This is a genomic window from Helicobacter pylori (assembly GCF_017594925.1).
Taxonomy (GTDB): domain Bacteria; phylum Campylobacterota; class Campylobacteria; order Campylobacterales; family Helicobacteraceae; genus Helicobacter; species Helicobacter pylori_DP.
In genome coordinates this window covers 45458-69064 of record NZ_JAALNT010000001.1, presented here as the reverse complement: position 1 = coordinate 69064, position 23607 = coordinate 45458, and the positions used below count along the sequence as shown (strand labels likewise).

The 23607-nt window shown below is 39.4% G+C and carries 22 protein-coding genes, 1 tRNA gene and 1 pseudogene; 10 read left to right on the top strand and 14 right to left on the bottom strand.

Annotated elements, in window-relative coordinates; translation table 11 throughout:
* Position 1: 1 nt before the first annotated feature.
* The 9 genes from proS to G6069_RS00265 form a co-directional block, all read right to left on the bottom strand.
* Positions 2-1735, bottom strand: coding sequence for a proline--tRNA ligase (proS, locus tag G6069_RS00305; RefSeq protein WP_197293019.1), 1734 nt, complete (start codon positions 1733-1735; stop codon positions 2-4).
* Between the two features lie 3 nt (positions 1736-1738).
* Positions 1739-3088, bottom strand: coding sequence for a glutamyl-tRNA reductase (gene hemA / locus G6069_RS00300; RefSeq protein ID WP_197293018.1), 1350 nt, complete (start codon positions 3086-3088; stop codon positions 1739-1741).
* Positions 3088-4011, bottom strand: a complete 924-nt coding sequence (locus G6069_RS00295; RefSeq protein WP_097696396.1) for a polyprenyl synthetase family protein — start codon at positions 4009-4011, stop codon at positions 3088-3090. Before G6069_RS00295 ends, hemA begins: the two co-directional genes overlap by 1 nt.
* Before the next feature lie 9 nt (positions 4012-4020).
* Positions 4021-4416: a hypothetical protein gene (locus tag G6069_RS00290; RefSeq protein WP_127982324.1), complete on the bottom strand. Its 396-nt coding sequence runs from the start codon at positions 4414-4416 to the stop codon at positions 4021-4023.
* Complete coding sequence (locus G6069_RS00285; protein WP_033746512.1) at positions 4409-4693, bottom strand: DUF2018 family protein; 285 nt, start codon at positions 4691-4693, stop codon at positions 4409-4411. Before G6069_RS00285 ends, G6069_RS00290 begins: the two co-directional genes overlap by 8 nt.
* A 21-nt stretch (positions 4694-4714) precedes the next feature.
* Positions 4715-5149, bottom strand: a complete 435-nt coding sequence (gene dps / locus G6069_RS00280) for a DNA starvation/stationary phase protection protein (protein ID WP_000846467.1) — start codon at positions 5147-5149, stop codon at positions 4715-4717.
* Between the two features lie 208 nt (positions 5150-5357).
* Positions 5358-6503, bottom strand: coding sequence for an acid survival sensor histidine kinase (flgS, locus tag G6069_RS00275; protein WP_197293017.1), 1146 nt, complete (start codon positions 6501-6503; stop codon positions 5358-5360).
* Positions 6500-6817 (bottom strand): hypothetical protein, encoded by a 318-nt coding sequence (locus tag G6069_RS00270; RefSeq protein WP_058060392.1) that lies wholly within the window; start codon positions 6815-6817, stop codon positions 6500-6502. Before G6069_RS00270 ends, flgS begins: the two co-directional genes overlap by 4 nt.
* Positions 6814-7842 (bottom strand): flagellar basal body P-ring protein FlgI, encoded by a 1029-nt coding sequence (locus G6069_RS00265; RefSeq protein WP_197293016.1) that lies wholly within the window; start codon positions 7840-7842, stop codon positions 6814-6816. Before G6069_RS00265 ends, G6069_RS00270 begins: the two co-directional genes overlap by 4 nt.
* A gap of 189 nt (positions 7843-8031) precedes the next feature.
* Between G6069_RS00265 and G6069_RS00260 the strand changes: the two genes are divergently transcribed.
* The 3 genes from G6069_RS00260 to G6069_RS00250 are packed head-to-tail and all read left to right on the top strand — an operon-like array spanning position 8032 to position 11165.
* Positions 8032-9510: a DEAD/DEAH box helicase gene (locus tag G6069_RS00260; protein WP_197293015.1), complete on the top strand. Its 1479-nt coding sequence runs from the start codon at positions 8032-8034 to the stop codon at positions 9508-9510.
* A 20-nt stretch (positions 9511-9530) separates the two neighbouring features.
* The gene (locus G6069_RS00255; RefSeq protein ID WP_001121063.1) at positions 9531-10619 is read left to right on the top strand and encodes a prohibitin family protein; all 1089 of its coding nucleotides are present in this window, start codon (positions 9531-9533) and stop codon (positions 10617-10619) included.
* 6 nt (positions 10620-10625) lie between these two features.
* On the top strand, positions 10626-11165 hold the full coding sequence (locus G6069_RS00250) for a DUF2393 domain-containing protein (protein WP_197293014.1): 540 nt from the start codon (positions 10626-10628) through the stop codon (positions 11163-11165).
* A 48-nt stretch (positions 11166-11213) separates the two neighbouring features.
* Here G6069_RS00250 and G6069_RS00245 read toward each other — a convergent pair.
* From G6069_RS00245 to G6069_RS00235, 3 genes and pseudogenes are all read right to left on the bottom strand, one after another.
* A pseudogene (locus G6069_RS00245) lies at positions 11214-12763 on the bottom strand (dipeptide ABC transporter ATP-binding protein).
* A 9-nt stretch (positions 12764-12772) separates the two neighbouring features.
* Positions 12773-13795 (bottom strand): ABC transporter permease, encoded by a 1023-nt coding sequence (locus tag G6069_RS00240; RefSeq protein ID WP_197293013.1) that lies wholly within the window; start codon positions 13793-13795, stop codon positions 12773-12775.
* A 104-nt stretch (positions 13796-13899) separates the two neighbouring features.
* Positions 13900-13975 (bottom strand) — tRNA-Ala (locus tag G6069_RS00235).
* Positions 13976-14133: 158 nt separating this feature from the next.
* On the opposite strand from G6069_RS00235, the gene hopF reads away from it, so the two are divergent.
* The 7 genes from hopF to xseA all read left to right on the top strand — a co-directional run bounded on the left by hopF (position 14134) and on the right by xseA (position 21754).
* Positions 14134-15582 carry a Hop family outer membrane protein HopF gene (hopF, locus tag G6069_RS00230; RefSeq protein ID WP_197293012.1) on the top strand — a complete coding sequence of 483 codons (1449 nt, stop codon included), beginning with the start codon at positions 14134-14136 and terminating at the stop codon, positions 15580-15582.
* Positions 15583-15594: 12 nt separating this feature from the next.
* Positions 15595-17007: a Hop family outer membrane protein HopG gene (hopG, locus tag G6069_RS00225; RefSeq protein WP_197293011.1), complete on the top strand. Its 1413-nt coding sequence runs from the start codon at positions 15595-15597 to the stop codon at positions 17005-17007.
* Positions 17008-17105: 98 nt separating this feature from the next.
* The gene (purA, locus tag G6069_RS00220; RefSeq protein ID WP_197293010.1) at positions 17106-18341 is read left to right on the top strand and encodes an adenylosuccinate synthase; all 1236 of its coding nucleotides are present in this window, start codon (positions 17106-17108) and stop codon (positions 18339-18341) included.
* Entirely contained in the window at positions 18338-18766 is a 429-nt protein-coding gene (locus G6069_RS00215; protein WP_079354161.1) for a flagellar export protein FliJ, read from the top strand. Before purA ends, G6069_RS00215 begins: the two co-directional genes overlap by 4 nt.
* A complete protein-coding gene (locus G6069_RS00210) occupies positions 18759-19427 on the top strand; it encodes a MotE family protein (RefSeq protein ID WP_197293009.1) in 669 nt (222 codons plus the stop codon). Before G6069_RS00215 ends, G6069_RS00210 begins: the two co-directional genes overlap by 8 nt.
* Positions 19424-20479: an RIP metalloprotease RseP gene (gene rseP / locus G6069_RS00205; RefSeq protein WP_197293008.1), complete on the top strand. Its 1056-nt coding sequence runs from the start codon at positions 19424-19426 to the stop codon at positions 20477-20479. Before G6069_RS00210 ends, rseP begins: the two co-directional genes overlap by 4 nt.
* Positions 20480-20491: 12 nt before the next feature.
* Positions 20492-21754 (top strand): exodeoxyribonuclease VII large subunit, encoded by a 1263-nt coding sequence (gene xseA, locus G6069_RS00200; RefSeq protein WP_197293007.1) that lies wholly within the window; start codon positions 20492-20494, stop codon positions 21752-21754.
* Positions 21755-21772: 18 nt separating this feature from the next.
* Here the strand turns inward: xseA and G6069_RS00195 are convergent, their stop codons facing one another.
* Positions 21773-22927: a DNA methyltransferase gene (locus G6069_RS00195; RefSeq protein ID WP_197293082.1), complete on the bottom strand. Its 1155-nt coding sequence runs from the start codon at positions 22925-22927 to the stop codon at positions 21773-21775.
* 10 nt (positions 22928-22937) lie between these two features.
* Positions 22938-23552, bottom strand: a complete 615-nt coding sequence (locus G6069_RS00190) for a hypothetical protein (protein ID WP_197293006.1) — start codon at positions 23550-23552, stop codon at positions 22938-22940.
* Positions 23553-23607: the final 55 nt, after the last annotated feature.

The following is a 23607-nucleotide window of genomic DNA, read 5'->3' as shown; positions in this document are numbered from 1 at the left end:
CTTATTCGCTCTCTAACATTTCTAAAATTTTTTCTTCTAATTCGGTGTCTTTGATCGTTTGTTTTTCTAAATTAGCCCGTTTGACGCATTCAAATTCCTTGCTCTCTAAAGTTTGCTTCCCAACAATCAAGGCTAATCGTTCCCCAATCAATTCAAAATCCCTCATCTTCGCCCCAAAACGAGCGTCTCTGTCATCTAACAGCACATCAACGCCCTTTTGGAACAGCCTTTCATACACTTCAAAAGCGAGTTTTTTTTGCGCTTCATCTTTCAGGTTAGAAACCACGATCACCACATCAAAAGGGGCGGTATTTTTCGTCCACACACAGCCTAGATCATCGCTTTTTTGCTCTAAAATCGCGCTGAGCAATCGGCTAATGCCTATCCCATAGCACCCCATTTCAAAAAACCGCTCTTTGCCATTTTTATCCAAGAAACTCGCCTTCAAGCTTTTAGCATAGCCTTGCCCGAGTTTGAAAATATGCCCCACTTCCAAACTCTTATGGTATTTCAACGCTCCTTGACAATTAGGGCAACGATCACTTTCTTTAACCTGGACAATATCCGCATAAACAAGGTTTTCAAACCCTTTTAAATCCACGCCCACCGCATGAAAATCCTTTTCATTAGCCCCAACGATCAAGCAATCGCTATCTTTTAAATCTTCATCAAAAATAATATAAGAAACATGCTTTTTCAAGCCATAAGGCCCTATAAAGCCCGCTATTAGCCCTGCGTGGTTTAAATCTTCTTCATTGGCTTCTCTTAATTCCAAAGCGTTCGCCCCTATAATGTTCAAGGCGTTTAGGGCTTTAGTCTCTTCTAAATTGTCATCGCCCCTAACAAAAAAGCACGCTAGGGTTTCTTTATCTTTATGGATCACTTTTTTAACAAGCGCTTTTAAAACAAAATAAGGCTCTGTTTTGAAAAATTCCGCCACGCTTTGAGCGCTGGTGGTATTAGGGGTAGGGAATTTCGCTAATTGCGCTTTTGGGACATTTAAAGGCTCAGGTCTTTTAGAGCGTTTAGCGATTTCAATGTTGGCGGCATAATCGCAATTTTGACACACCACGATCGTGTCTTCCCCGCATTCGGTTAAAACGACAAATTCCCTGCTTTTACTCCCCCCGATCGCCCCGCTATCCGCTTCCACAATGCGAAAATCCAAACCCAAATCGCTTAAAATCTCTTTATAAGCGCTTTGCGTGTTTAAAAATTCCTTATCCAAGCTCTCAGCGTCTTCATGAAAGCTATAACCATCTTTCATGATAAATTCCCTCGCTCTCACTAGCCCAAATCTCGGGCGGATTTCATCACGGAATTTCGTGTGGATTTGATAGAGATGGACGGGCAATTGCTTGTAACTTTTAATGAAATTAGCGGCAATTTCGGTGATATTTTCTTCTAAAGTGGGGCTTAAAACAAAATCATTGTCTTTGCGGTCTTTAAAAACCAATAATTCCTTGCCGTATTTATCCAAACGGCCTGATTTTTCCCACAAACTCGCCAAAACCACAAAACTCATTAAAATATTTTGCGCCCCATGCTCTTGCATGCGTTTGTGCGTGATGTTTTCTATCTTGTCTAGCACTTTTTTAGCTAAGGGCAAAAAATTATAAATCCCGCTGCCTACTTGATAAATGTATCCTGCTTGAGCTAAGTGCTTATGGCTTTTTAACACGGCATCTTTTGGGGGTTCTTTGAGAGTGGGGGCAAAAAGTTTTGAAAATAGCATGCATTATTCCTCGTAATATTCGCATTTATAGAGATTCAAATTCTGGACATGATTAGCACTAGATTTGTCTAAATTAAACAGGTTTTTAATCGCGCCCACAAGCACATCGGATTCTTCTTTTTGAGCGTTCTTTTTTAAGGCGATGGTGGGGTGGTGTAAAAAAGTGTTGAAAGCGTTGTGCAAGATCTTTTCAATATTGCTTTCGTATTCTTTAGGCACATAGCGTTTTTTGAGCGCCTTTTGCAATTCCTTTTGGGCTGAAATCCTAGCCAATTCCCTTAAATCCTTAATCAAAGGCTCTACTTCTAAACTTTGGATCCATTGGTAAAACTCCATTGTGGCAAGCCCTACAATCTCATAAGCTTTCGTCCGGCTTTCTTGCCTGTTTCCCACATTTTCCCTCACCATAGGCTCTAAATCATCCACGCTGTATAAGAAAATATTATCCAATACGGGCTTTTCAATATTTCGTGGCACGGCTAAATCAAACCAAAAACGCCTGAAAATCGTTTCTTTTAACATGCGATTTTGCACGATAAAATGCGGCGAAGAAGTGGCGCAAAAAAGCAGTTCGTATTCATTGATATAAGCGTTTAAATTTTCTATATTTTGAAAGCTCACTTTTTTAGGCTCTTCTAATCCTTTGACAAAATCTTCAAATTTAGCCACATTACGCCCTAAAATAAGCGCTTTAAATTGCTTGTTTAAAAGGTGCTTGATGACTAATTGAGCTATCTCGCCAAGCCCTATCACAAGGGCTTTTTTATCCTTAATCCTTTCTTTTTCAAAAATATTAAGCGCTTCTTTGACCGCCACTGAAGAGATGGAGACCCCTTGCTTGGAAATGCCGGTTAAATTGCGCACTTTAGCAGCGCATTTGAAAGCAAAATGGAGCAATCGGGTTAAATCTTTGGAGCAAAATTTCTCTTCAAAGGCGAATTTATAGGCGTTTTTCATCTGCCCTGTGATTTGAGTTTCCCCCACCACTAGGCTATCCAAACTGCTGCACACGCTAAAGACATGATGGACCGCGCTTTCATCAGTATTGATTAAAACGCATTTTTCTAAATCAGACACGCTCATTTTTTTATTTTGAGCCAGGATTTTTAATAACGCGCTTTTTTGCTCATGAGTATTAGCGCCGTGTTTCAGGCTCGCATAGATTTCAAAGCGATTGCATGTGGATAACACCATGCACTCTTTGATGTTAGGGCAGTGGGTTTTAATGGTTTGTAAAAATTCTTTAAGCGTTGCGCTCGAATTGATAGCGAGTTTTTCTCGCATTTCTAAGCTCATGCTTTTATGCGTAAAGGCTAGGGTGAAATATTTTGACAAATGAGTTTCTAACTCCATTAAAAAGTCCTATAAATGACATCTTGCGCTAGTTTTTCTAAAATCAAATTGTTTTCCCCTTTAATGGCTTCAAGGGCCTTTTTAGAATAAACTTGAGCGATCTTAAGGGTTTCTTCTATGATACCATGTTGCTTGAATTTTTCCTTAGTCCATTCTATGATTTCATGGCTATCTTGTTTGAAATAGGAAATTAAAAGCCCTTGTTCATGCTGATTTAATTTTTCATATAAAAGCAAGTAGGGTAAAGTGGTCTTGCCCTCTTTAAAATCGCTAAAATTGGGCTTGCCTAGAGTTTTGGCGTCTTGAGTGATGTCTAACAAATCATCAATGATTTGAAACGCCATGCCAAAATGCAACCCAAAATCCGCATACATTTTGGCGTCTTTATTTAAAAGAATCGCCATGCTTTTTAAGCTCGCTTCTATGAAATGGGCGGTCTTGTCTTCTAAAATACGCCAGTATTTTTGTTTGTCACTATTAAAACATTCCCCCACAAACACGTCTTCAATCTCGCCCCTAGAGAGCCTTAAAACCGCATTAGAGAGGATTTGAGCGATGGATTCGCCCATTTTAGACAATTCAAAAAAAGCTTTAGAATAAAACACATCCCCAAGCATCACGGCGTTAAAATTGCCAAAAAGAGCGTTAATGCTGGGGAGCTTTCGGCGCATGGTCGCCTTATCAATCACATCATCATGCAATAAAGAAGCGGTCTGTATCATTTCCACAATCGCGCACAAATTGAATGCTTTATCCAATAAAATAGCGTCTGTTTTTTCGTCTAATAAAGCGAGCATGAGTTTGGAGCGCAGCATTTTTGAAGGACCGATCTTAGAAAACAATGCATCTATAAAGCCGCTTTCTATTTCTTTGATCCAAGAAGCGATTTTGTTTTGAATGGCTTGAAGTTGTTTTTCTTGCATGCAAATTCCTCAAGGCTCTTTAGGGGAAAAAACAAGGGGCATAAGGGCTAAAAGCTTTAAAGTGGCTTTATCTTCTTTAAAATCTTTAAACACAAGCGACAGAGTGCTGTTAGAAGAAAATTTTTCTTCAAAAACTTTAAGGTTATAGGTGTTTCTCGCATGATCGGTGTATAAAATAAACTGGTAAGGGAAATGGTTAAAACGCATGTTGATGACTAAACCTTTATTTGCATATAGCGTCCAATAGAGCGTGATTTCTTTGGTTTGTTCATTTGAAGTGTCTTTGATGATCGCTTTAAAGACTTCATCTTTTTTTAATTCTAGCGTTTTATCTATCCCATAATCAAGCCCAAACGCTTCTAAAAAAAAGAGGAATATCAAGCCATAGCGGATAAGCTCATTCATTCTCGCTAAGAATATTCGCCATGGATTGGATCACAATGTCTGTTTTTCTACTCTCTATTTTTTGTTGCAACTCTTCATCCATTCTTAAAGCTTTAGCGAAAGATTCAAACTTTTCTTCCAAGTCTTCTTTTTCTATAAAAGTTTCCAAAAGAGCCAAAAGCTCTAAAAGCCTTTCTAGCTCTTTTTTAGAAAGCTTTCTGCTCGCATGAAAAATAATGTCATTCCACTTGTCTAAGGGGTTTCCCTCAAAAATTTCAAGCTCGCTGTAATCTCTCATGCTGGGCTTCTTTTTGATAGCTTAAGCCAAATGGGCTTCTAGCATCCAAATGGATTTTTGCAACTTGGCCAATTGATCGTCCGCATAAGTTACGGTGACTTTATCGCCTTCTTTTTCAGCGGTGTTAGAAAGCTCTTTAAATTCTTTTTCTAGGTGTTTGTAATCGCCTAGAATTTCTTTAAAGATGTCTTTAGAGTGGAAGCTTGTTTTAGTTTCTTCTTTAACACGAGTGAGCTTGAGCGCTTCAGATAAAGTGACTAAGGGGTGGTGTCCTAATTGAACAATCCTTTCAGCGAGATCATCAAACATGTCCGCAAATTCTTCATAAATTTCTTCAGTGGCTTTATGCACATTGAAAAAATCGGTGCCTTTCACATTCCAATGGAAGTTATGCACTTTCATAAACAACACGATCGCATCCGCTTGCAAATGTTTTAAAATTTCAAATGTTTTCATCAAAAGTCCTTTTTTTTAAAATTGTTTTAGGCTTTTATTTTCATAAAAACCTTGATCGCTATCCTACACCAAAAGAGTTAATGAAAAATTTTTTTGATCTTATTTTTGTCAAATATTGATAAACTCTATTCAATTTAATATTCTTTAATCTTTTTAAAATTTTGTTTTATCGTAAAACTCATTTTTTAAGGGGGGATAATTATCCAAATTAAGAAGCGTTAAGAATTTTAATTTCAAAGGTTTTTTCTTGATTTTCTAATAGTGCAATGCTCCCTTCATGGGCCTTAACGACTTGTAAAGACAGGGCTAACCCTAGGCCATTACCCTTTAATTTGGTGGTTTCAAAAGGCTCAAATAAAGCGCTTTTGTTTTCCACTTCCTTACCATTATCAATAATGGTGAAGACGATAAATTCATTTTGAATGAACGCTTCAATCTTCACCTGCCCCTGTTCGCTCTCTTCTAAGGCTTCAATCGCATCAATGGCGTTATACAAGAAATTTTGCAACACAATCCCCATTAAATCAAAGTCAAAAAACCCTTCTTCGTCGCTAAAATTAAAAAGAAAATCAATGTCTTTAGAGTAAGTGTAGCAATTTAGGGCTTCTTTGAGATCGCTCTCTAGCGTTTTTAAACTCTGCTTGGTGCGGTTGGCTTGAATGCCTTTAGAAAAAAGCAAGGTGGCTTTAATGATTCTTTCCACGCGCCATAAAGCTTTTTGCAATTCCACAACAATGGGCTTAGTCTTTTCGTTCGCATGCTTTAATAACACCGAAGCTAAAAGAGAGATAGAGCCTACAGGGTTTCTGATCTCATGGGCTAAATGCGCTGAAATTTTCCCCATAGAAGCGAGCCGCTCTTGGCGTTTTTGAGCGCTAATATCGGTTGCGGTGATGATTTGCTTGCCTTGAATGCTGTTTTGCTGGACTAAATAGCTTTTATTTTCATGTTCAATTTCAGTGTTAAAATTTTCTAATTTAGCCTTATTGAACACCTCATGGCTTTGATTGGCTAAAGAATTTTTATAAAAAAAGCTCCCGTTTTCATTCACCACCCAAATGGCTTGCGGTAAAATCTCTATGACCCATTCATAAAGGGCTTTATAATCCTTAAATTCCTTTTCCACCTTGTAGCTTTGTAAAATGAATTGGTTTAAAAGCCCTAGCAATTCTTGCATGTCTTTTTTGTTGGAAAAATTTTCTAATAAATCTTCGCTCTCTTTGGGTTTAAAATTTTCTAATGAAATCACATTATTTTCGTTTTCTAACAACCCCTTGAAAGAAGAAGCCTTATCAGAGTGTTTCAAATGGGAACGCTTTAAATAAGGGCGTTTTAAGCGCTTGGATTTTTTCATGGTTTTTGTTTTTCTTGCTCTTTTAAGAAATTAAACAGCATTTCGCTATAACCAAAATTCCCGCTCAATTCTTTAGAAAGGGTGTCCTTATACATGGATGTGTAAATCTCATCGCCTGGGGCTTTAGGATACAAGGGGTTATCCATTTTCATAGCACTATCCAGCATGAATTTTAAAAGCAACGCTTCAAAAGAATCGGTTTGTTCTTTGAGGAGCTTGTCGTTTTTATTTTGAGCTAGCACTTTTAATTTCTCTTCGCTCGCTAATTTAGAAACGTTGTATTGCTCTAGCATGGCTTTATTGTTGTTTATCATAGTATCTCCATTTCAGCGCTAATCGCGCCGCTTTTTTTTAGGGCCTGCAAGATTGAAACCATCCCCTTAGCGCTCACGCCAATTTTTTGTAAGGCTTTTACCACCCCGGCAATGGTGATGCTTTTCCCGTTAGAGCTCAGCGTGTTGTGAGCGGTGTCTAAGGACATGTTATTGTCTAAATCCTGCGCGTTTTTGGAATCATTTAAAGGCTCTTTAGTGATTTTGAGCGTGATGTCTTGGCTTGTAACCACTATAGGATGCACGATTATATCCACTCCCGAAACGATCGTGCCTGATTTTTCATCTACAATGATCTTATTTTTCGCGCTGTAGTTAATGGGGATTTCTTGCACTAAAGCTAAAAACTCCACCATAGAAAGACGCTCTGGGCGAGTGATTTGAATGGTTTTTGGATCTAGCGCTATGGCTACTTTATTGCCAAATACTTTATTTAAAGTGTTTTGCACTTGGATAGCGTTTTTAAAATTAGGGTTTTTTAGGCTTAAAGTCATGGCGTTTTTATGGAACAAATCATACGAAACTTCCCTTTCAATAGTCGCCCCGTTGATGATATTGGCTGAGAGCAAATTACTAGAATTACCCGAAACGATAGCCCCTTGAGCGAGGGCGTAAATATTCCCATCTACCGCATTTAAAGGGGTCATCACCAAAGTCCCTCCTTGAATGGATTTCGCATCGCCAATAGAAGAAATGTGAATATCAATCTTATCGCCCTGTCTTGCAAAGGGGGGCAAGGAGGCTGTAATCATCACGGCAGCGACATTTTTAGATTTAATATCATCTGCAGAGATCTTGACATTCACGCTCTCTAGCATGTTAGAAATGGATTGCATGGTGAATTTTGAGCCGGATTTATCCCCTGTGCCATTTAAGCCAATCACAAGCCCATAGCCAATCAGCTGGTTATCCCTTACGCCCACCACGCTCGCTATATCGCCTATTTTTTCGGCCAAAAGCTTGTGGAAAGCTAATACAAAAATAAGCCACAAAAACACCCGTTTCAATCAAACCCTTTCTTTATTCCTTAAATTCTAATTATTTTAGCATAAGCCTTTTATAAAAACTTTAAACTTAATTGAGCGCATTTTTATGCTATACTCAAAAATCTTATAAACTTTAAATCAAAGATTTTAATTTTAGCCTTTTATTAGCTTTTTATAAAGTTTCAAATTAAATTGAGGTATGAATCTCCCATGGAATTGAATCAACCACCACTCTCTACAGAAATTGATGATGACGCTTATCATAAGTCGAGTTTTAATGATTTGGGCTTAAAAGAATCGGTTTTAAAATCCGTTTATGAAGCCGGCTTCACTTCCCCAAGCCCCATTCAAGAAAAGGCCATTCCGGCTGTTTTGCAAGGCCGAGATGTCATCGCGCAAGCCCAAACAGGCACAGGAAAAACCGCCGCTTTCGCTCTGCCCATTATCAACAACCTTAAAAACAACCACACCATAGAGGCCTTAGTGATCACGCCCACCAGAGAATTAGCCATGCAAATTAGCGACGAGATTTTTAAATTGGGCAAACACACCAGGACTAAAACCGTGTGCGTGTATGGAGGCCAGAGCGTTAAAAAACAATGCGAATTCATTAAGAAAAACCCCCAAGTGATGATCGCTACACCAGGAAGGTTGTTGGATCATTTAAAGAACGAGCGCATCCATAAATTTGTGCCTAAAGTGGTCGTTTTAGATGAAAGCGATGAAATGCTGGATATGGGGTTTTTAGACGATATTGAAGAGATTTTTGACTACCTTCCTAGCAAAGCGCAGATTTTACTTTTTTCAGCCACGATGCCAGAGCCGATTAAAAGACTAGCGGATAAAATTTTAGAAAACCCTATTAAAATCCATATCGCTCCTTCTAATATCACTAACACCGACATCACCCAACGCTTTTATGTGATCAATGAGCATGAGAGGGCTGAAGCGATCATGCGCCTTTTAGACACCCAAGCGCCCAAAAAAAGCATTGTTTTCACGCGCACCAAAAAAGAATCCGATGAATTGCACCAATTCCTTGCTTCTAAAAATTACAAAAGCACCGCCTTGCATGGGGATATGGATCAAAGGGATCGCCGCTCTTCTATCATGGCGTTTAAAAAAAATGACGCTGATGTGTTGGTGGCTACGGATGTGGCGAGCCGTGGGCTAGATATTAGCGGTGTAAGTCATGTGTTTAATTACCATTTGCCCCTAAACACCGAGAGCTATATCCACCGCATTGGAAGAACCGGGCGAGCGGGCAAAAAAGGCATGGCGATCACTTTAGTAACCCCTTTAGAATACAAAGAGCTTTTACGCATGCAAAAAGAAATTGATTCAGAGATTGAACTTTTTGAAATCCCCACCATTAACGAAAATCAGATCATCAAAACCTTGCATGACGCTAAAGTGTCTGAAGGGATCATCAGCCTTTATGAACAGCTTACCGAAATTTTTGAGCCGTCTCAATTGGTTTTAAAACTTTTGAGTTTGCAGTTTGAAACCAGCAAAATCGGCTTGAACCAGCAAGAAATTGATGCGATTCAAAACCCTAAAGAAAAAACGCCAAAAACCCCTAACAAAAAAACGCACCCGCATGAGCCAGCGCGTTCTTTCAAAAAGGGCCATTACAGAGAAAAAGGCTCTAAAACGAACCACCATTCTAAAAAACCCAAACGCCGTTAAAATATTTAAAAAGGAAATTCATGCCCATTGATTTGAACGAACATTTAAAAAAGAAAAATTCTCAAAGAGAGAACCCAACGCCCAACACGCCTAATAATGGGGGGCGCTTCATCCCGCCGTCTAACTCTTTTAATTCTAAAAAACTATCGGTTTTAATTGTCATTGTCCTTTTGGGCGTTATCGCTTTTTTAGCCAAGCCTTTTGAAGTGATTAGCTCAGGAGAAATTGGCATTAAAATCACCGCCGGGAAATACGAACCCACCCCCTTACAGCCAGGAATCCACTTTTTTGTGCCTATCATTCAAGACATTCTCATTGTAGATACAAGGATCAGGAATATCAATTTTTCACGCACCGAGGACATGGGCGTGGCGGGTAAAAACCAAGGGATTTTTAGAAACGACGCCATTAACGTGATGGATAGTAGGGGTTTGACCGTTTCTATTGAGCTCACCGTGCAATACCGCCTAAACCCCCAAACCACCCCCCAAACGATCGCTACTTATGGCTTGTCTTGGGAGCAAAAGATCATCAACCCTGTGGTGCGCGATGTGGTGCGCTCTGTCGTGGGGCGCTATCCGGCTGAAGATTTACCTATTAAGCGCAATGAAATCGCCGCTCTTATCAATAGCGGTATCAATAAAGAAGTTTCTAAGCTCCCCAACACCCCTGTGGAATTAAGCTCTATCCAATTGAGAGAAATCGTCTTGCCCGCTAAGATCAAAGAGCAGATTGAAAAAGTCCAAATCGCGCGCCAAGAATCAGAAAGGGTGAAATACGAGGTGGAGCGCTCCAAGCAAGAAGCTCAAAAACAAGCCGCTCTGGCTAAAGGGGAAGCGGACGCTAACAGGATTAAGGCTCAAGGCGTGGCGGATGCGATCGTGATTGAGGCTAAGGCGAAATCTCAAGCTAATTTGAGCATTTCACAAAGCTTGAGCGACAAGCTTTTAAGATTACGACAGATTGAAGTTCAAGGCCAGTTTAATGAAGCGTTAAAAACGAACAACAACGCTCAAATCATGCTCACTCCAGGTGGGGCTGTGCCTAACATTTGGATTGACACTAAAAGTAAGGTTAAATCTAGCATTGCCGAGAGTAAAGAGCCTTAAAAACGCATGGCGTCTCTTGCCTTTGTTCAAGCTTTTTTAGAGTCTTTTAAGGGATTTTTAAGCCAAGCGACTTTAATTAGCGTTTTAACAGCGAGCGTTTTAATCCTTTTTTGCGCGATTTTGCTCCTTTTGGCTCTGCTTTTGAGAAACCGTTGGGCTAGTTATATAGCAACAGCAGCTTTTTTTGGCACGTTTTTAAGCATGCCTTTTGTTTTGAATATTTTACTCACTCAAGCGATTTACCCCATAGAAACGCGCATCTTGCACGCTAACCCTTTAAGTTATAGCAACGCCTTTTCTTTGCAAGTGGGAGTCAAAAACCATTCCAAATTCAGTCTAAACAAATGCGTTTTACGCCTAGAAGTCCTTAAAAACCCTCACAATTTTGTAGAAGAGCGAGCTTTTAAATGGTTTGTCAAAAAAAGCTATGAAAAAATTTTTAAAGAAAAGATTTTGCCCAAAGGATCTAAGGTTTTTTCATTCTTTATTGACAACTACCCTTATTCAAAAACAGCCCCTTATCAAGTTTCTTTGTTTTGTTTGTAGAAAAAAGCGATTAAAAACGCTAAAGGCATAAATTTTAAAATAAAGCTTTTAAAGCCTGGATTCTAACAAACGCTTCGTATAAGCGTGTTTGGGGTTATCAAACACCTCTTCAATAGCACCCATTTCTACGATTTTCCCCTCACTCACCACCAACACCCTATCGCAAAAAGCTTTGATCACATCTAAATCATGGCTGATAAACAAATAGCTCAAATCCTGCTTTTCTTGTAAATTCAACAATAATTCCAACACGCTTTTTTGAATGCTTTTGTCTAAAGCAGAGGTAGGCTCATCTAAAAGAATGATTTTAGGTTTTAAGGCAATCGCTCTAGCGATCGCCACTCTTTGGCGTTCCCCTCCGCTGAGCTCATAAGCGTAAAAGTTAAGCAATTCAGGGTTTAAACACACTTCTTCTAAACAAAGTTCAGCTAAATGGTGCCATTCTTCTTTGGAAGCTTTAGGGTAAGCAAAGCGCAAAGCTTCTATTAAAATGCTTTGAATGCTTAAGCGAGGGTTTAATGAAGCGTAGGGGTCTTGAAACACCATTTGCAAAATCTTGCGGTAGGGTTTGAACGCCTTAGAATTTAAAGATCCCACGCTTTGGCCTAAAATCTTTTCTTCTCCGCTATTTAAAGCGAGTTTTAAAAGCCCTAACGCTAGAGAGCTTTTCCCGCTCCCGCTTTCGCCAATGATGCCGATGTTTTCTTTAGCTTTGAGGGAGAAATTGACTGATGCGATAAGGGGTTTTTTAAAGAAGGCCTAAAGAAGCGTTTTTGCAAGTAATAAACGCTAAAATCTTTCACCTCTAAAAGCGTCTCATCTAGCGCTTTTAAGTTTTTAGCGGGCAAGTTTGAAGCTTGAATCAAGAGTTTTGAATATTCGTGCTTAGGGTCATTAAAAAGCTCTTTAGTCAAATTGGTTTCTACTATCTCGCCTTTTTTTAACACATAAACCCTATCAGCCAATCGTTTAACCGCCTTTAAATCATGGCTAATGAATAAAAGGGCGATGTTTTTTTCCACGCTCAATTGCTTGAGCAAGTCTAAAATCTGGTTTTGGATTTGCGCATCTAGCGCGGTGGTAGGCTCATCGCAAATGAGCAGTTTGGGCGCATTAATGATCCCCATAGCGATACACACCCTTTGGCGTTGCCCTCCGCTCAATTCATAAGGGTAACGATCCAAAAATTTTTCATCTAATTGGACTTGTTTCATGGCGTTTAAAACTTGTTCTTTAAGGAGCGTTTGAGAAGCGTTTTTATGGTGTAAGAAATAGGCTTCACTCAGTTGCTTGCCGATTTTATGCAAGGGGTTTAGGCTGGATAGGGGGTCTTGGGCGATGTAAGCGATAATATTCCCCCTTAAATGCTGCATAAATTCTTCGCTTTCTTTTAAAAGGTTGGTTGTTTCAAACAGCACTTCGCCATTATGAGGCTTGAATCTAGGGTTTAAACGCATAATGATATTAGCGATAGAGCTTTTCCCGCTCCCGCTCTCGCCCACGATCGCCACCCTTTCGCCATAACTTAAAGAAATATTGATGTTTTGGAGCGAAAAATGCGCGTTTAAAACGCAGTTCAAGTTTTTGATTTCTAGCATGTAACCCCTTTATTTGAGCATGTTAGCGTTGAAAGCATCGCGCACCCCTTCGCCAATGAACACCAAAACAGAAAGCAACAAGCTAATGGCTACAAACGCAACGATGGCTAAATGGGGCGTAGTGAGATTATCCTTGCCTTGATTGACCAATTCGCCCAAACTCGCGCTCCCTATGGGCATGCCAAAACCCAAGAAATCCAAAGACACTAAAGTAGAAATACTGGCCGCCATTAAAAACGGCACATAAGTGATCGTCGCTACTAAAGCGTTGGGTAAAACATGGTAGAAAATGATTTTTAAATCATTCACCCCAAGCGCTCTAGCGGCTTTGGTGTAGTCCATATTCCTTGCTTTTAAAAACTCCGTGCGCACGACTTGAGAAAGCCCCATCCAGCTAAAGAGCAAGACTAAAAACAAGATGATCCAAAAATTAGAATTAAATGCGCTAGAAATCACAATGAGTAAAAAAAGCATAGGAATCGCACTCCAAATCTCGCTCAACCTTTGCCCCAATAAATCTATTAACCCTCCATAATACCCCTGAAACGCTCCCAAACTCACGCCAATAAGAACGCTAAAAAGGGTGAGTAAAATCCCAAACACTAACGAAACCCGATAGCCATAAACCAGCCTGGCTAACACATCTCTGGCTTGATCGTCTGTGCCTAAAAGGTGTTTGAAGCTTGGAGGATTAGGGGCAGGCGAGTCTAAATCCATAATGATCGTATCGTAGCTATAGGGGATGAGCGCATGGATGATGAAAGCGTCTTTTAGAAGCGTGTTTTTCACATAAGGATCGTTATAGTCCGTAGGGGTGAAAAAATCGCCTCCAAACTCCACTTCCGCATAATTTTTGAACATGGGGAAATACGCCTTATTGTCTTTATAGATGAATAAGGGGCGATCATTGACCCACAAGGGGGCTAAAAGAGAAAGCGCTAATAAAGCGATAAAAAGATAGAGTGAAAACACCGCCCGCTTATTCTTTTTAAAACTAAGAATACGCATTTTAAACAAACTGCTCACGCTCAAACTCCCTTGATGAAAAACAATTCTTAAGATTATAATTAATTATGGGTAATACTAGCAAGAAAATGGGTTTGATCCATAAAAAAGAAAGAGGATAAGCGTAATAATGGTGGAGTGTAGGGGGTTCGAACCCCTGACCTCAACGCTGCCAGCGTTGTGCTCTCCCAACTGAGCTAACACCCCAAATAAAATTAAGAGAACATTATAACATTTTGCTCAAAAGATGTCAATTTGATGCTTTTTTGAAACGCTTAATAGCAAATTAAGAATGATTGTTTTAAAATTAGAAAGTTTCTTTTATGGATTAAGTAAAATCACTTATCAAAGCAAAAAGGATATTTTTGAAAAACCACTCCTTTAAAAAAACGATCGCTCTTTCCTTGCTAGCGAGCATGTCTTTGTGCAGGGCTGAAGAAGATGGGGCGTTTTTTGTCATAGATTACCAAACGAGTTTGGCCAGACAGGAATTGAAAAATCCAGGCTTCACTCAAGCGCAAGAATTAAAGCAGTTAATCAGAGATGGGGCTGTGAGGTTGCAAACTTCTGCCATTCCCTTATCCTACTACTTGGATATTTTAGGGAATAAAACAAAAACTCTTTTGAGTGAAAGCCTGAAAAACAGCTCACAAGTGCAACCATCGCAACCAAACGGACAACCCAACCAAGCCTTAGTCAATTTAGAGCAATCTCTAGGGATTTTAGGAAAACTATTAGATCTATCCCAACAATACGCTAATCAGGGTGTCATTAAGCCTTTGGTGGTGGATGTGGGGAAAGAACAAATCGGTATCACTGATAGCATGCTCTTAGTGGCTCAAAACATCGTTTTAGCTTTAGGGCAAGTGGATTTGAGCAAAATCCAACAAAACAATAACGAACAGCTATACCAAAATATCATGAAAGTCATGCTTTTAGGCGCGGGCGGGACTAATGGAGCGTATAACGGCGTGAGTGTGGGCGATATTGCCACAGGCATGCAAAATTTTTCTTCGCAAACGGGCTTGATAGGGGCTAATTCTACGGTTAGCGAACTCAACGCTTTGATTAAGAGCGGGATTTCTTTGGATCGTGAGACTTTGAGGTTAGGGAGTTTTATTGAAAAAAATATTTGTAGCAGTGCATCGTCTTGTTTTAGCGGGAGTCAGCTTATCTATAAGAAAGGGCTAGATAGAGTCATAAACATTATTAACGCGAGTTTGGGTCAGTTTGAATCTTCGGCTAGTTCTCTTTATAAGATTTCTTATATCCCTAACCTCTTTTCGCTCAGAGATTATCAGTCGGCGAGCATGAACGGCTTTGGGGCTAAGATGGGCTATAAGCAATTTTTCACCCATAAGAAAAATATTGGCTTAAGGTATTACGGGTTTTTGGATTATGGCTATGCGAATTTTGGCGATACGAATTTAAAAGTGGGAGCGAATCTTGTTACTTATGGGGTAGGAACGGATTTTTTATACAATGTGTATGAACGCTCTAGAAGGAGGGAAAGGACTACAATCGGTCTTTTCTTTGGCGCTCAAATTGCAGGGCAAACTTGGAGCACGAATGTAACGAACTTGTTGAGCGGGCAAAGGCCTGATGTCAAGTCTAGTTCGTTCCAATTCTTGTTTGATTTGGGCGTGCGCACCAACTTTGCAAAAACCAATTTCAATAAGCACAGGCTAGACCAAGGGATAGAATTTGGGGTGAAAATCCCTGTTATCGCTCATAAATATTTTGCAACCCAAGGCTCAAGCGCGAGCTATATGAGGAATTTTAGCTTCTATGTGGGCTATTCAGTCGGTTTTTAAGGAAGGCTCTTGATGAAAAATACCAATACAAAAGAGATAAAGAATACAAGAATGGAAAAAGGTCAATACCACGCGCTCAAAAAGGGGCTTTTAAAAACCGCTCTGCTTTTTAGCCTTCCTTTAAGCGTGGCGTTAGCTGAAGACGATGGCTTTTACATGGGAGTGGGCTATCAAATCGGTGGCGCGCAACAAAATATCAATAATAAAGGCAGCACTCTAAGGAATAATGTCATTGATGATTTCCGCCAAGTGGGCGTGGGTATGGCAGGGGGTAATGGGCTTTTAGCTTTAGCGACAAACACGACCATGGACGCTCTTTTAGGGATAGGCAATCAAATTATCAATACTAATACAACTGTTGGCAACAATAACGCAGAATTAACCCAGTTTAAAAAAATACTCCCCCAAATTGAGCAACGCTTTGAAGCGAATAAAAACGCTTATAGCGTTCAAGCCTTGCAAGTGTATTTGAGTAATGTGCTGTATAACTTGGTTAATAATAGTAATAATGGCAGTAATAATGGAGTCGTTCCTGGATATGTAGGGATTATAAAAGTTCTCTATGGTTCTCAAAGTGAATTCAGTCTCTTGGCCACGGAAAGCGTGGCGCTTTTAAACGCGCTCACAAGAGTGAATTTAGATAGCAATTCGGTGTTTTTAAAAGGGCTATTAGCCCAAATGCAGCTTTTTAATGACACTTCTGCAGCAAAGCTAAGCCAGATCGCAGAAAGCTTGAATAAGAGCGGTGGTGCAGGGGCCATGCTCCAAAAGGATGTGAAAACCATTTCGGATCGAATCGCTACTTATCAAGAGAATTTAAAACAGCTAGGAGGAATGCTAAAGAATTACGATGAGCCCTACTTGCCCCAATTTGGGCCAGGCAAAAGCTCTCAGCATGGGGTTATTAATGGCTTTGGCATTCAAGTGGGCTATAAGCAATTTTTTGGGAATAAGAGGAATATAGGCTTACGGTATTACGCTTTCTTTGATTACGGCTTTACGCAATTGGGCAGTCTTAGCAGCGCTGTTAAAGCGAACATCTTTACTTATGGCGCTGGCACGGACTTTTTGTGGAATATCTTTAGGAGGGTTTTTAGCGATCAGTCCTTGAATGTGGGGGTGTTTGGGGGCATTCAAATAGCGGGTAACACTTGGGATAGCTCTTTAAGAGGTCAAATTGAAAACTCGTTTAAAGAATACCCCACTCCCACGAATTTCCAATTTTTATTTAATTTGGGCTTAAGGGCTCATTTTGCCAGCACCATGCACCGCCGGTTTTTGAGCGCGTCTCAAAGCATTCAGCATGGTATGGAATTTGGCGTGAAAATCCCGGCTATCAATCAAAGGTATTTGAAAGCGAATGGGGCTGATGTGGATTACAGGCGTTTGTATGCGTTCTATATCAATTACACGATAGGTTTTTAAGCTCTTTTTAGGGCTTATAAAGAGGCTCTTTACTTTTTTTTGGTATTCTAACAAGCTTTTAAACCATCCAATCTACTTTGTTTTAAGGATAATATTTTATGGCAGATGTCGTTGTGGGGATCCAGTGGGGAGATGAGGGGAAAGGAAAAATTGTTGATAGGATCGCTAGGGATTATGACTTTGTGGTGCGCTATCAAGGCGGGCATAATGCCGGGCATACCATTGTGCATAAGGGGGTTAAGCATTCTTTGCATTTAATGCCTTCAGGGGTTTTATACCCCAAATGCAAGAACATCATTTCTAGCGCGGTGGTCGTGAGTGTTAAGGATTTGTGCGAAGAAATCAGCGCGTTTGAGGATTTAGAAAATCGTTTGTTTATCAGCGACAGAGCCCATGTGATCTTGCCCTATCATGCCAAAAAAGACGCTTTTAAAGAAAAATCTCAAAACATCGGCACGACTAAAAAAGGCATAGGCCCTTGCTATGAGGATAAAATGGCCAGGAGCGGGATAAGAATGGGGGATTTATTAGACGATAAAATCTTAGAAGAAAGGCTAAACGCTCATTTCAAAGCCATTGAGCCTTTTAAAGAAGCGTATGATTTGGGTGAGGATTACGAAAAAGATTTGAGGGAGTATTTTAAACAATACACCCCAAAAATCCGCCCCTTTATCAAAGACACCACAAGCATGCTGATAGAAGCGAACCAAAAGGGTGAAAAAATCCTATTAGAAGGGGCGCAAGGCACGCTTTTAGACATTGATTTAGGGACTTACCCTTTTGTAACAAGCTCTAACACCACGAGCGCTAGCGCATGCGTGAGCACCGGCTTAAACCCTAAAGCGATCAATGAAGTGATAGGCATCACGAAAGCCTACTCCACTCGTGTGGGTAATGGGCCTTTCCCTAGCGAAGATTCTACACCCATGGGCGATCATTTAAGGACTAAAGGCGCGGAGTTTGGCACGACAACCAAGCGCCCAAGGCGTTGCGGGTGGCTGGATTTGGTGGCTTTAAAATACGCTTGCGCTTTGAATGGTTGCACGCAATTGGCTTTAATGAAATTAGACGTTTTAGACGGGATTGATGCGATTAAAGTGTGCGTGGCTTATGAAAGAAAGGGCGAAAGATTAGAGGCTTTCCCTAGCGATCTGAAAGATTGCACGCCTGTCTATCAAACTTTTAAGGGCTGGGAAAAAAGCGCGGGCGTGAGAAAATTAGACGATTTAGAGCCAAACGCTAGAGAGTATATCCGTTTTATTGAAAAAGAAGTGGGGGTAAAAATCCGCCTTATTTCTACAAGCCCTGAAAGAGAAGACACGATTTTTCTATGAAAAAATTCGCTTCTGTATTGGTGCAATTAAAAACCCTTGCGTTAGAAAAAATAGAGCGAAAGCTTGAAAGCAAGCGCTTAAAATTGCAACAAAATGAGCGAGAAATTTTGGACAAACAAGCCCAATTGAGCGCGTTTAAAAACCCTGAGTTGGGGGGAATGAGCCTTTTTTTACAAACCCAGCAATTAAAAAGCGCTTTAAGATTGGAGATAGAGTATTACCAACAAGAGGGCGAGAATTTAAACAAGGATTTAAAGATTTTAGAAAAAGATTACCTTTTGGCTAACCAAGAGTTAGAAAAAGCTAAAATCATTTTAGAAAATGAAAAGCAAAAAGAAAAGGAAATTCTGGAAAAAAAAGAGCAGGCTCTTTTAGATGAAAACGCCATGATTTTACACTGGCAAAAAGGGGGCTTGCATGCGTAAAATCTTGTTAATGGGCTTGATTTTACAAGCGCTCTTTAGTGAAGAAGCCGCGCAAGAATTGTTGCAATGCTCTGCGATTTTTGAATCTAAAAAAGCCGAATTGAAAGACGATTTGCGCCGATTGAGCGAAAAAGAGCAGTCTTTAAGGATCTTGCAAACCGAAAACGCCCGCCTTTTAGATGAAAAAACCGATCTGTTAAACCAAAAAGAAAAAGAAGTGGAAGAAAAACTGAAAAATTTAGCCGCTAAAGAAGAAGCCTTTAAAACCTTACAAACGGAAGAAAAAAAACGCCTTAAAAATTTGATAGAAGAAAATGAAGAAATTTTAAGAGAAATCAAGCAGGCTAAAGATAGCAAGATTGGCGAGACTTATTCTAAAATGAAAGATTCTAAATCGGCTCTGATTTTAGAAAATCTACCCACTCAAAACGCCTTAGAAATTTTAATGGCGCTAAAACCCCAAGAATTAGGTAAAATTTTAGCCAAAATGGATCCTAAAAAAGCGGCGGCTTTGACAGAGTTGTGGCAAAAACCCCCAAAAGAAAATAAAGAAAACCAAAAAACCACAGAGCCTACACCAGCATCCGCGCCCCCCACACCACCCACGCCTTTAAAAGAGCCGATGATAAAAGATCCTAACACAAAGCCTGCAGGGGTATGATGTTCATTGTAGCGGTTTTGATGCTGGCGTTTTTAATCTTTGTCCATGAATTAGGGCATTTTGTTATTGCTAGGATTTGTGGGGTGAAAGTGGAAGTGTTTAGCATTGGTTTTGGTAAAAAACTCTGGTTTTTTAAGCTTTTTGGCACGCAATTCGCTTTGTCTTTGATCCCGCTTGGGGGCTATGTGAAATTAAAGGGCATGGATAAAGAAGAAAATGAAGAAAATAAAACCCATCAAGCAAATGATAGCTATGCGCAAAAAAGCCCTTTCCAAAAGCTATGGATATTGTTTGGGGGGGCGTTTTTCAATTTTCTTTTTGCGATTTTAGTGTATTTTTTTCTGGCATTGAGCGGGGAAAAAGTCTTACTGCCCGTCATTGGCGATTTAGAGAGTAACGCGTTAGAAGCCGGGCTGTTAAAGGGGGATAAAATCCTTTCTATCAACCACAAAAAAATAGCGAGTTTTAGAGAGATTAGAAGCGTAGTGGCGCGTTCTCAAGGCGAGTTGGTTTTAGAAATAGAGCGCAACCATCAGATTTTAGAAAAACGACTGACCCCCAAAATCGTGGCGGTAATAAGCGAATCTAATGATCCTAATGAAATGATCCGGTATAAAGCGATAGGCATCAAACCGGACATGCAAAAAATGGGCGTTGTTTCTTATTCCTTAATTCAGGCGTTCAAGCAGGCCTTGAGTCGATTTAAAGAGGGCGTTGTTTTGATCGTGGATTCTTTAAGGCGTTTGATTATGGGGAGCGCTTCAGTTAAGGAATTGAGTGGGGTGGTAGGCATTGTGGGAGCGTTAAGCCATGCCAATAGTTTGAGCATGCTTTTGTTGTTTGGGGCGTTTTTGTCTATCAATCTAGGGATTTTAAATTTATTACCCATCCCCGCCTTAGATGGGGCGCAAATGCTAGGGGTTGTTTTTAAAAATATTTTTCATATCACTTTGCCAACACCCATACAAAATGCGTTGTGGCTAGCGGGGGTGGGGTTTTTGGTTTTTGTCATGTTTTTAGGGCTTTTCAATGACATCACTCGTTTGCTATAAAAGGGGGAGTTTATGCATGTATTGAGCGTGAGCGAAATCAACGCACAAATCAAAGCCCTTTTAGAAGCGACTTTTTTGCAAGTTAGGGTTCAAGGGGAAGTGAGTAATTTGACTATCCATAAGGTGAGTGGCCATGCGTATTTTTCGCTCAAAGACAGCCAGTCGGTTATTAAATGCGTGCTGTTTAAAGGGAACGCTAACAGGCTCAAATTCGCTTTAAAAGGAGGGCAGGAAGTGGTTGTTTTTGGGGGTATTAGCGTGTATGTCCCAAGGGGGGATTATCAAATCAATTGCTTTGAAATAGAGCCTAAAGAGATAGGTTCATTAACCCTAGCTTTAGAGCAATTGAAAGAAAAATTACGCCTTAAAGGCTATTTTGATGAAGCGAATAAATTACCCAAACCGCATTTTCCTAAACGAGTGGCAGTCATCACTTCTCAAAATTCAGCCGCTTGGGCGGACATGAAAAAGATCGCTTCCAAACGATGGCCGATATGCGAATTAGTCTGTATCAATACTTTAATGCAAGGGGAAGGGTGTGTTCAAAGCGTGGTGGAGAGCATCGCTTATGCGGATAGTTTTCATGACACAAAAAACGCTTTTGATGCGATTGTAATGGCTAGGGGTGGGGGGAGCATGGAGGATTTGTATTCTTTCAATGATGAAAAAATCGCTGACGCTCTGTATTTGGCTAAAACTTTCAGCATGTCAGCTATTGGGCATGAGAGCGATTTTTTATTGAGCGATTTAGTAGCGGATTTAAGGGCTTCTACGCCTTCAAATGCGATGGAAATTTTACTCCCTAATAGCGATGAATGGTTGCAAAAACTTGATGGGTTTAATGTGAAATTGCACCGCTCTTTTAAAATTTTGCTCCATCAAAAAAAGGCGCATTTAGAGCATTTAGCGGCTTCTTTAAAACGATTGAGTTTTGAAAACAAGCACCATTTAAACACCTTAAAACTAGAGAAACTAACAATCGCTTTAGAAAATAAAACCTTAGAATTTTTGCACCTTAAAAAAACGCTTTTAGAAAAAATCTCTACTCAAACATTAACAAGCCCTTTTTTACAAACCAAAACAGAGTGCTTAAACAGGCTAGAAAACGCCCTCAAACTCGCTCATGCAAATTTGAAATTGCCCCAATTCGGGGCGTTTGTGAGTAAAAACCATCAAGCGGTAGAATTAGAGACATTAAAAGCGGGCGATAAAATTGAATTAAACAATGAAAAAGCCAGAGCGAGCGCTACTATTTTGAGCGTGGATAGGGTGTAGGGGTTTGAAAAATAATATTTAAAATACAATAGATTTTGTTTTTAAAATTTCGTATTCACTTCTTTTGATGATCTTTTCTAAACGCAATAGCATGATGTTTGAAATCGTGTTTTGATACCCCTTGTTCTTTAAAATGCTAGCAGCTTGCGGGTTATTTTTAATTTTTTCTTCTTTTTGGCACAAATAAAAAGACCAATTCAAATCATAATCCCTATTAACTTCTATAACCGCTTGCGCTGTTGTCCCACTGCCTGCAAAAAAATCTAAAATAATAGAATCTTTAGGGGTGGAGCATAGCAATAAATATTTAATCAATGCTACAGGTTTTGGCGTCTTAAAAAGCCCCTTTAAGCCTAATTTTTCTAGATCTTTTGTGCCTTGTCGGCTATAAAAATCCAACACGCTCAAACAATTATCTTGCGATTCTTTTAGGTAGTATTTTTCATAAGGGCGATTGTTCTTAAAAATAAGCCTGTTTTGATAATATAACTCCTTAAGCTTTTCATCGCTGCTCCACCCTCTGCTTTTTAAGGGTTCTAAAAAAAGATTGATTTCTTGTATCGCTACACCGCGTGGGTTTGAAGGCGTGGATAAATCTTTAGCGAAATAAATTTCACCTTTTTCATCCACCAAATTATAATTTTTTAAAAAATTAAAATGTTCTTTTTGAGATAATTCTTTGATTTGTTCTTTTAAGACAAGTTGGGCTTGAGCTTGTCCTTTTTGTTTGAAAACGTTCTTAATCGTTCGCATTAAATCTTTCAAAGGTTTAGCATAAATGGGCAAAAGCGTTCGTAAGATTTTAAAACCAGGAGCGAACGCTTTATTTTTAGCATAGCTTAAAACATACTCATGGGTAATATTGATGTGTTTAGCGTTAGACCTTGTGGCTTGTTTAGTGATAAAAGTGCCTAAAAAATTGCGCGTTCCAAAAATTTCATTGGCAATGATTTTAACTTCAGCCATTTTGTTATCGTCCATAGAAATAAAAATACAACCGCTTTGTTTTAACACAGCTTTTGCTGAAACCAAATGTTCTTCAATCCATTTTTCATAGTCAGCATGAGCGTCTTCATATTCAAAGTTAGAACTCTTAGTGTTATAAGGGGGGTCTATATAGATCGTTTGGATGCTTTCTTTTTCTATTCTTTTCAAACACTCCAAAGCTTCCATGATAAAAACTTTATGCAAGATAATTTTCCCAAGAAAAATGACCAAATTTAAGATTAAAAAGATTGATAAGCTCTTGTTCTTTTAAATCAATGGGTTTTATTTTAAAACCAAATTCTTTGATTAATTTACTAATTCCTATCGTTTGAGTTGAACGCCTCCTTTCGTTATGACACTCTTTCACTTTTTGTTCTAAATACAATCCCATTTCAGGGTGCTTCCCATAAACAATAAATAAAAGATTAGAAATATTATTCCACACGCCCACGGCTAAAGTCGTTTTAATATCGCAAAAAACTTTGGCTTTTTCTAAAGTGGTGTCATTAAAAGTCGCGCTCCAAGTTTTACTTTGAAAGGATACTTGTTTGATTTCTAAAAATTCATCGCTTGAACTTCTTTTAGCACCAAGGCCATGCTTTTGGGTATTGATGAGCTCATAATCTAAATATAAAGCCACCATACTGTCTCTCAATTCATTCAAAAATGAATCGTTGTCATGTTTATTGTATTTATTTTGAATTTCTTCAATCGGCTTTAGTGCTTGATAGCTTTCTGTAATGAAGTTTCTGTCAATGGGTTCAAAGCACCCCTTATTAAAAAATCCCAAAGATTGATTTAAAAATCGCATATCTAGCCCTTTGATTAAACTCTGTCAATATTATTTTAGTGAAAATATATGATTC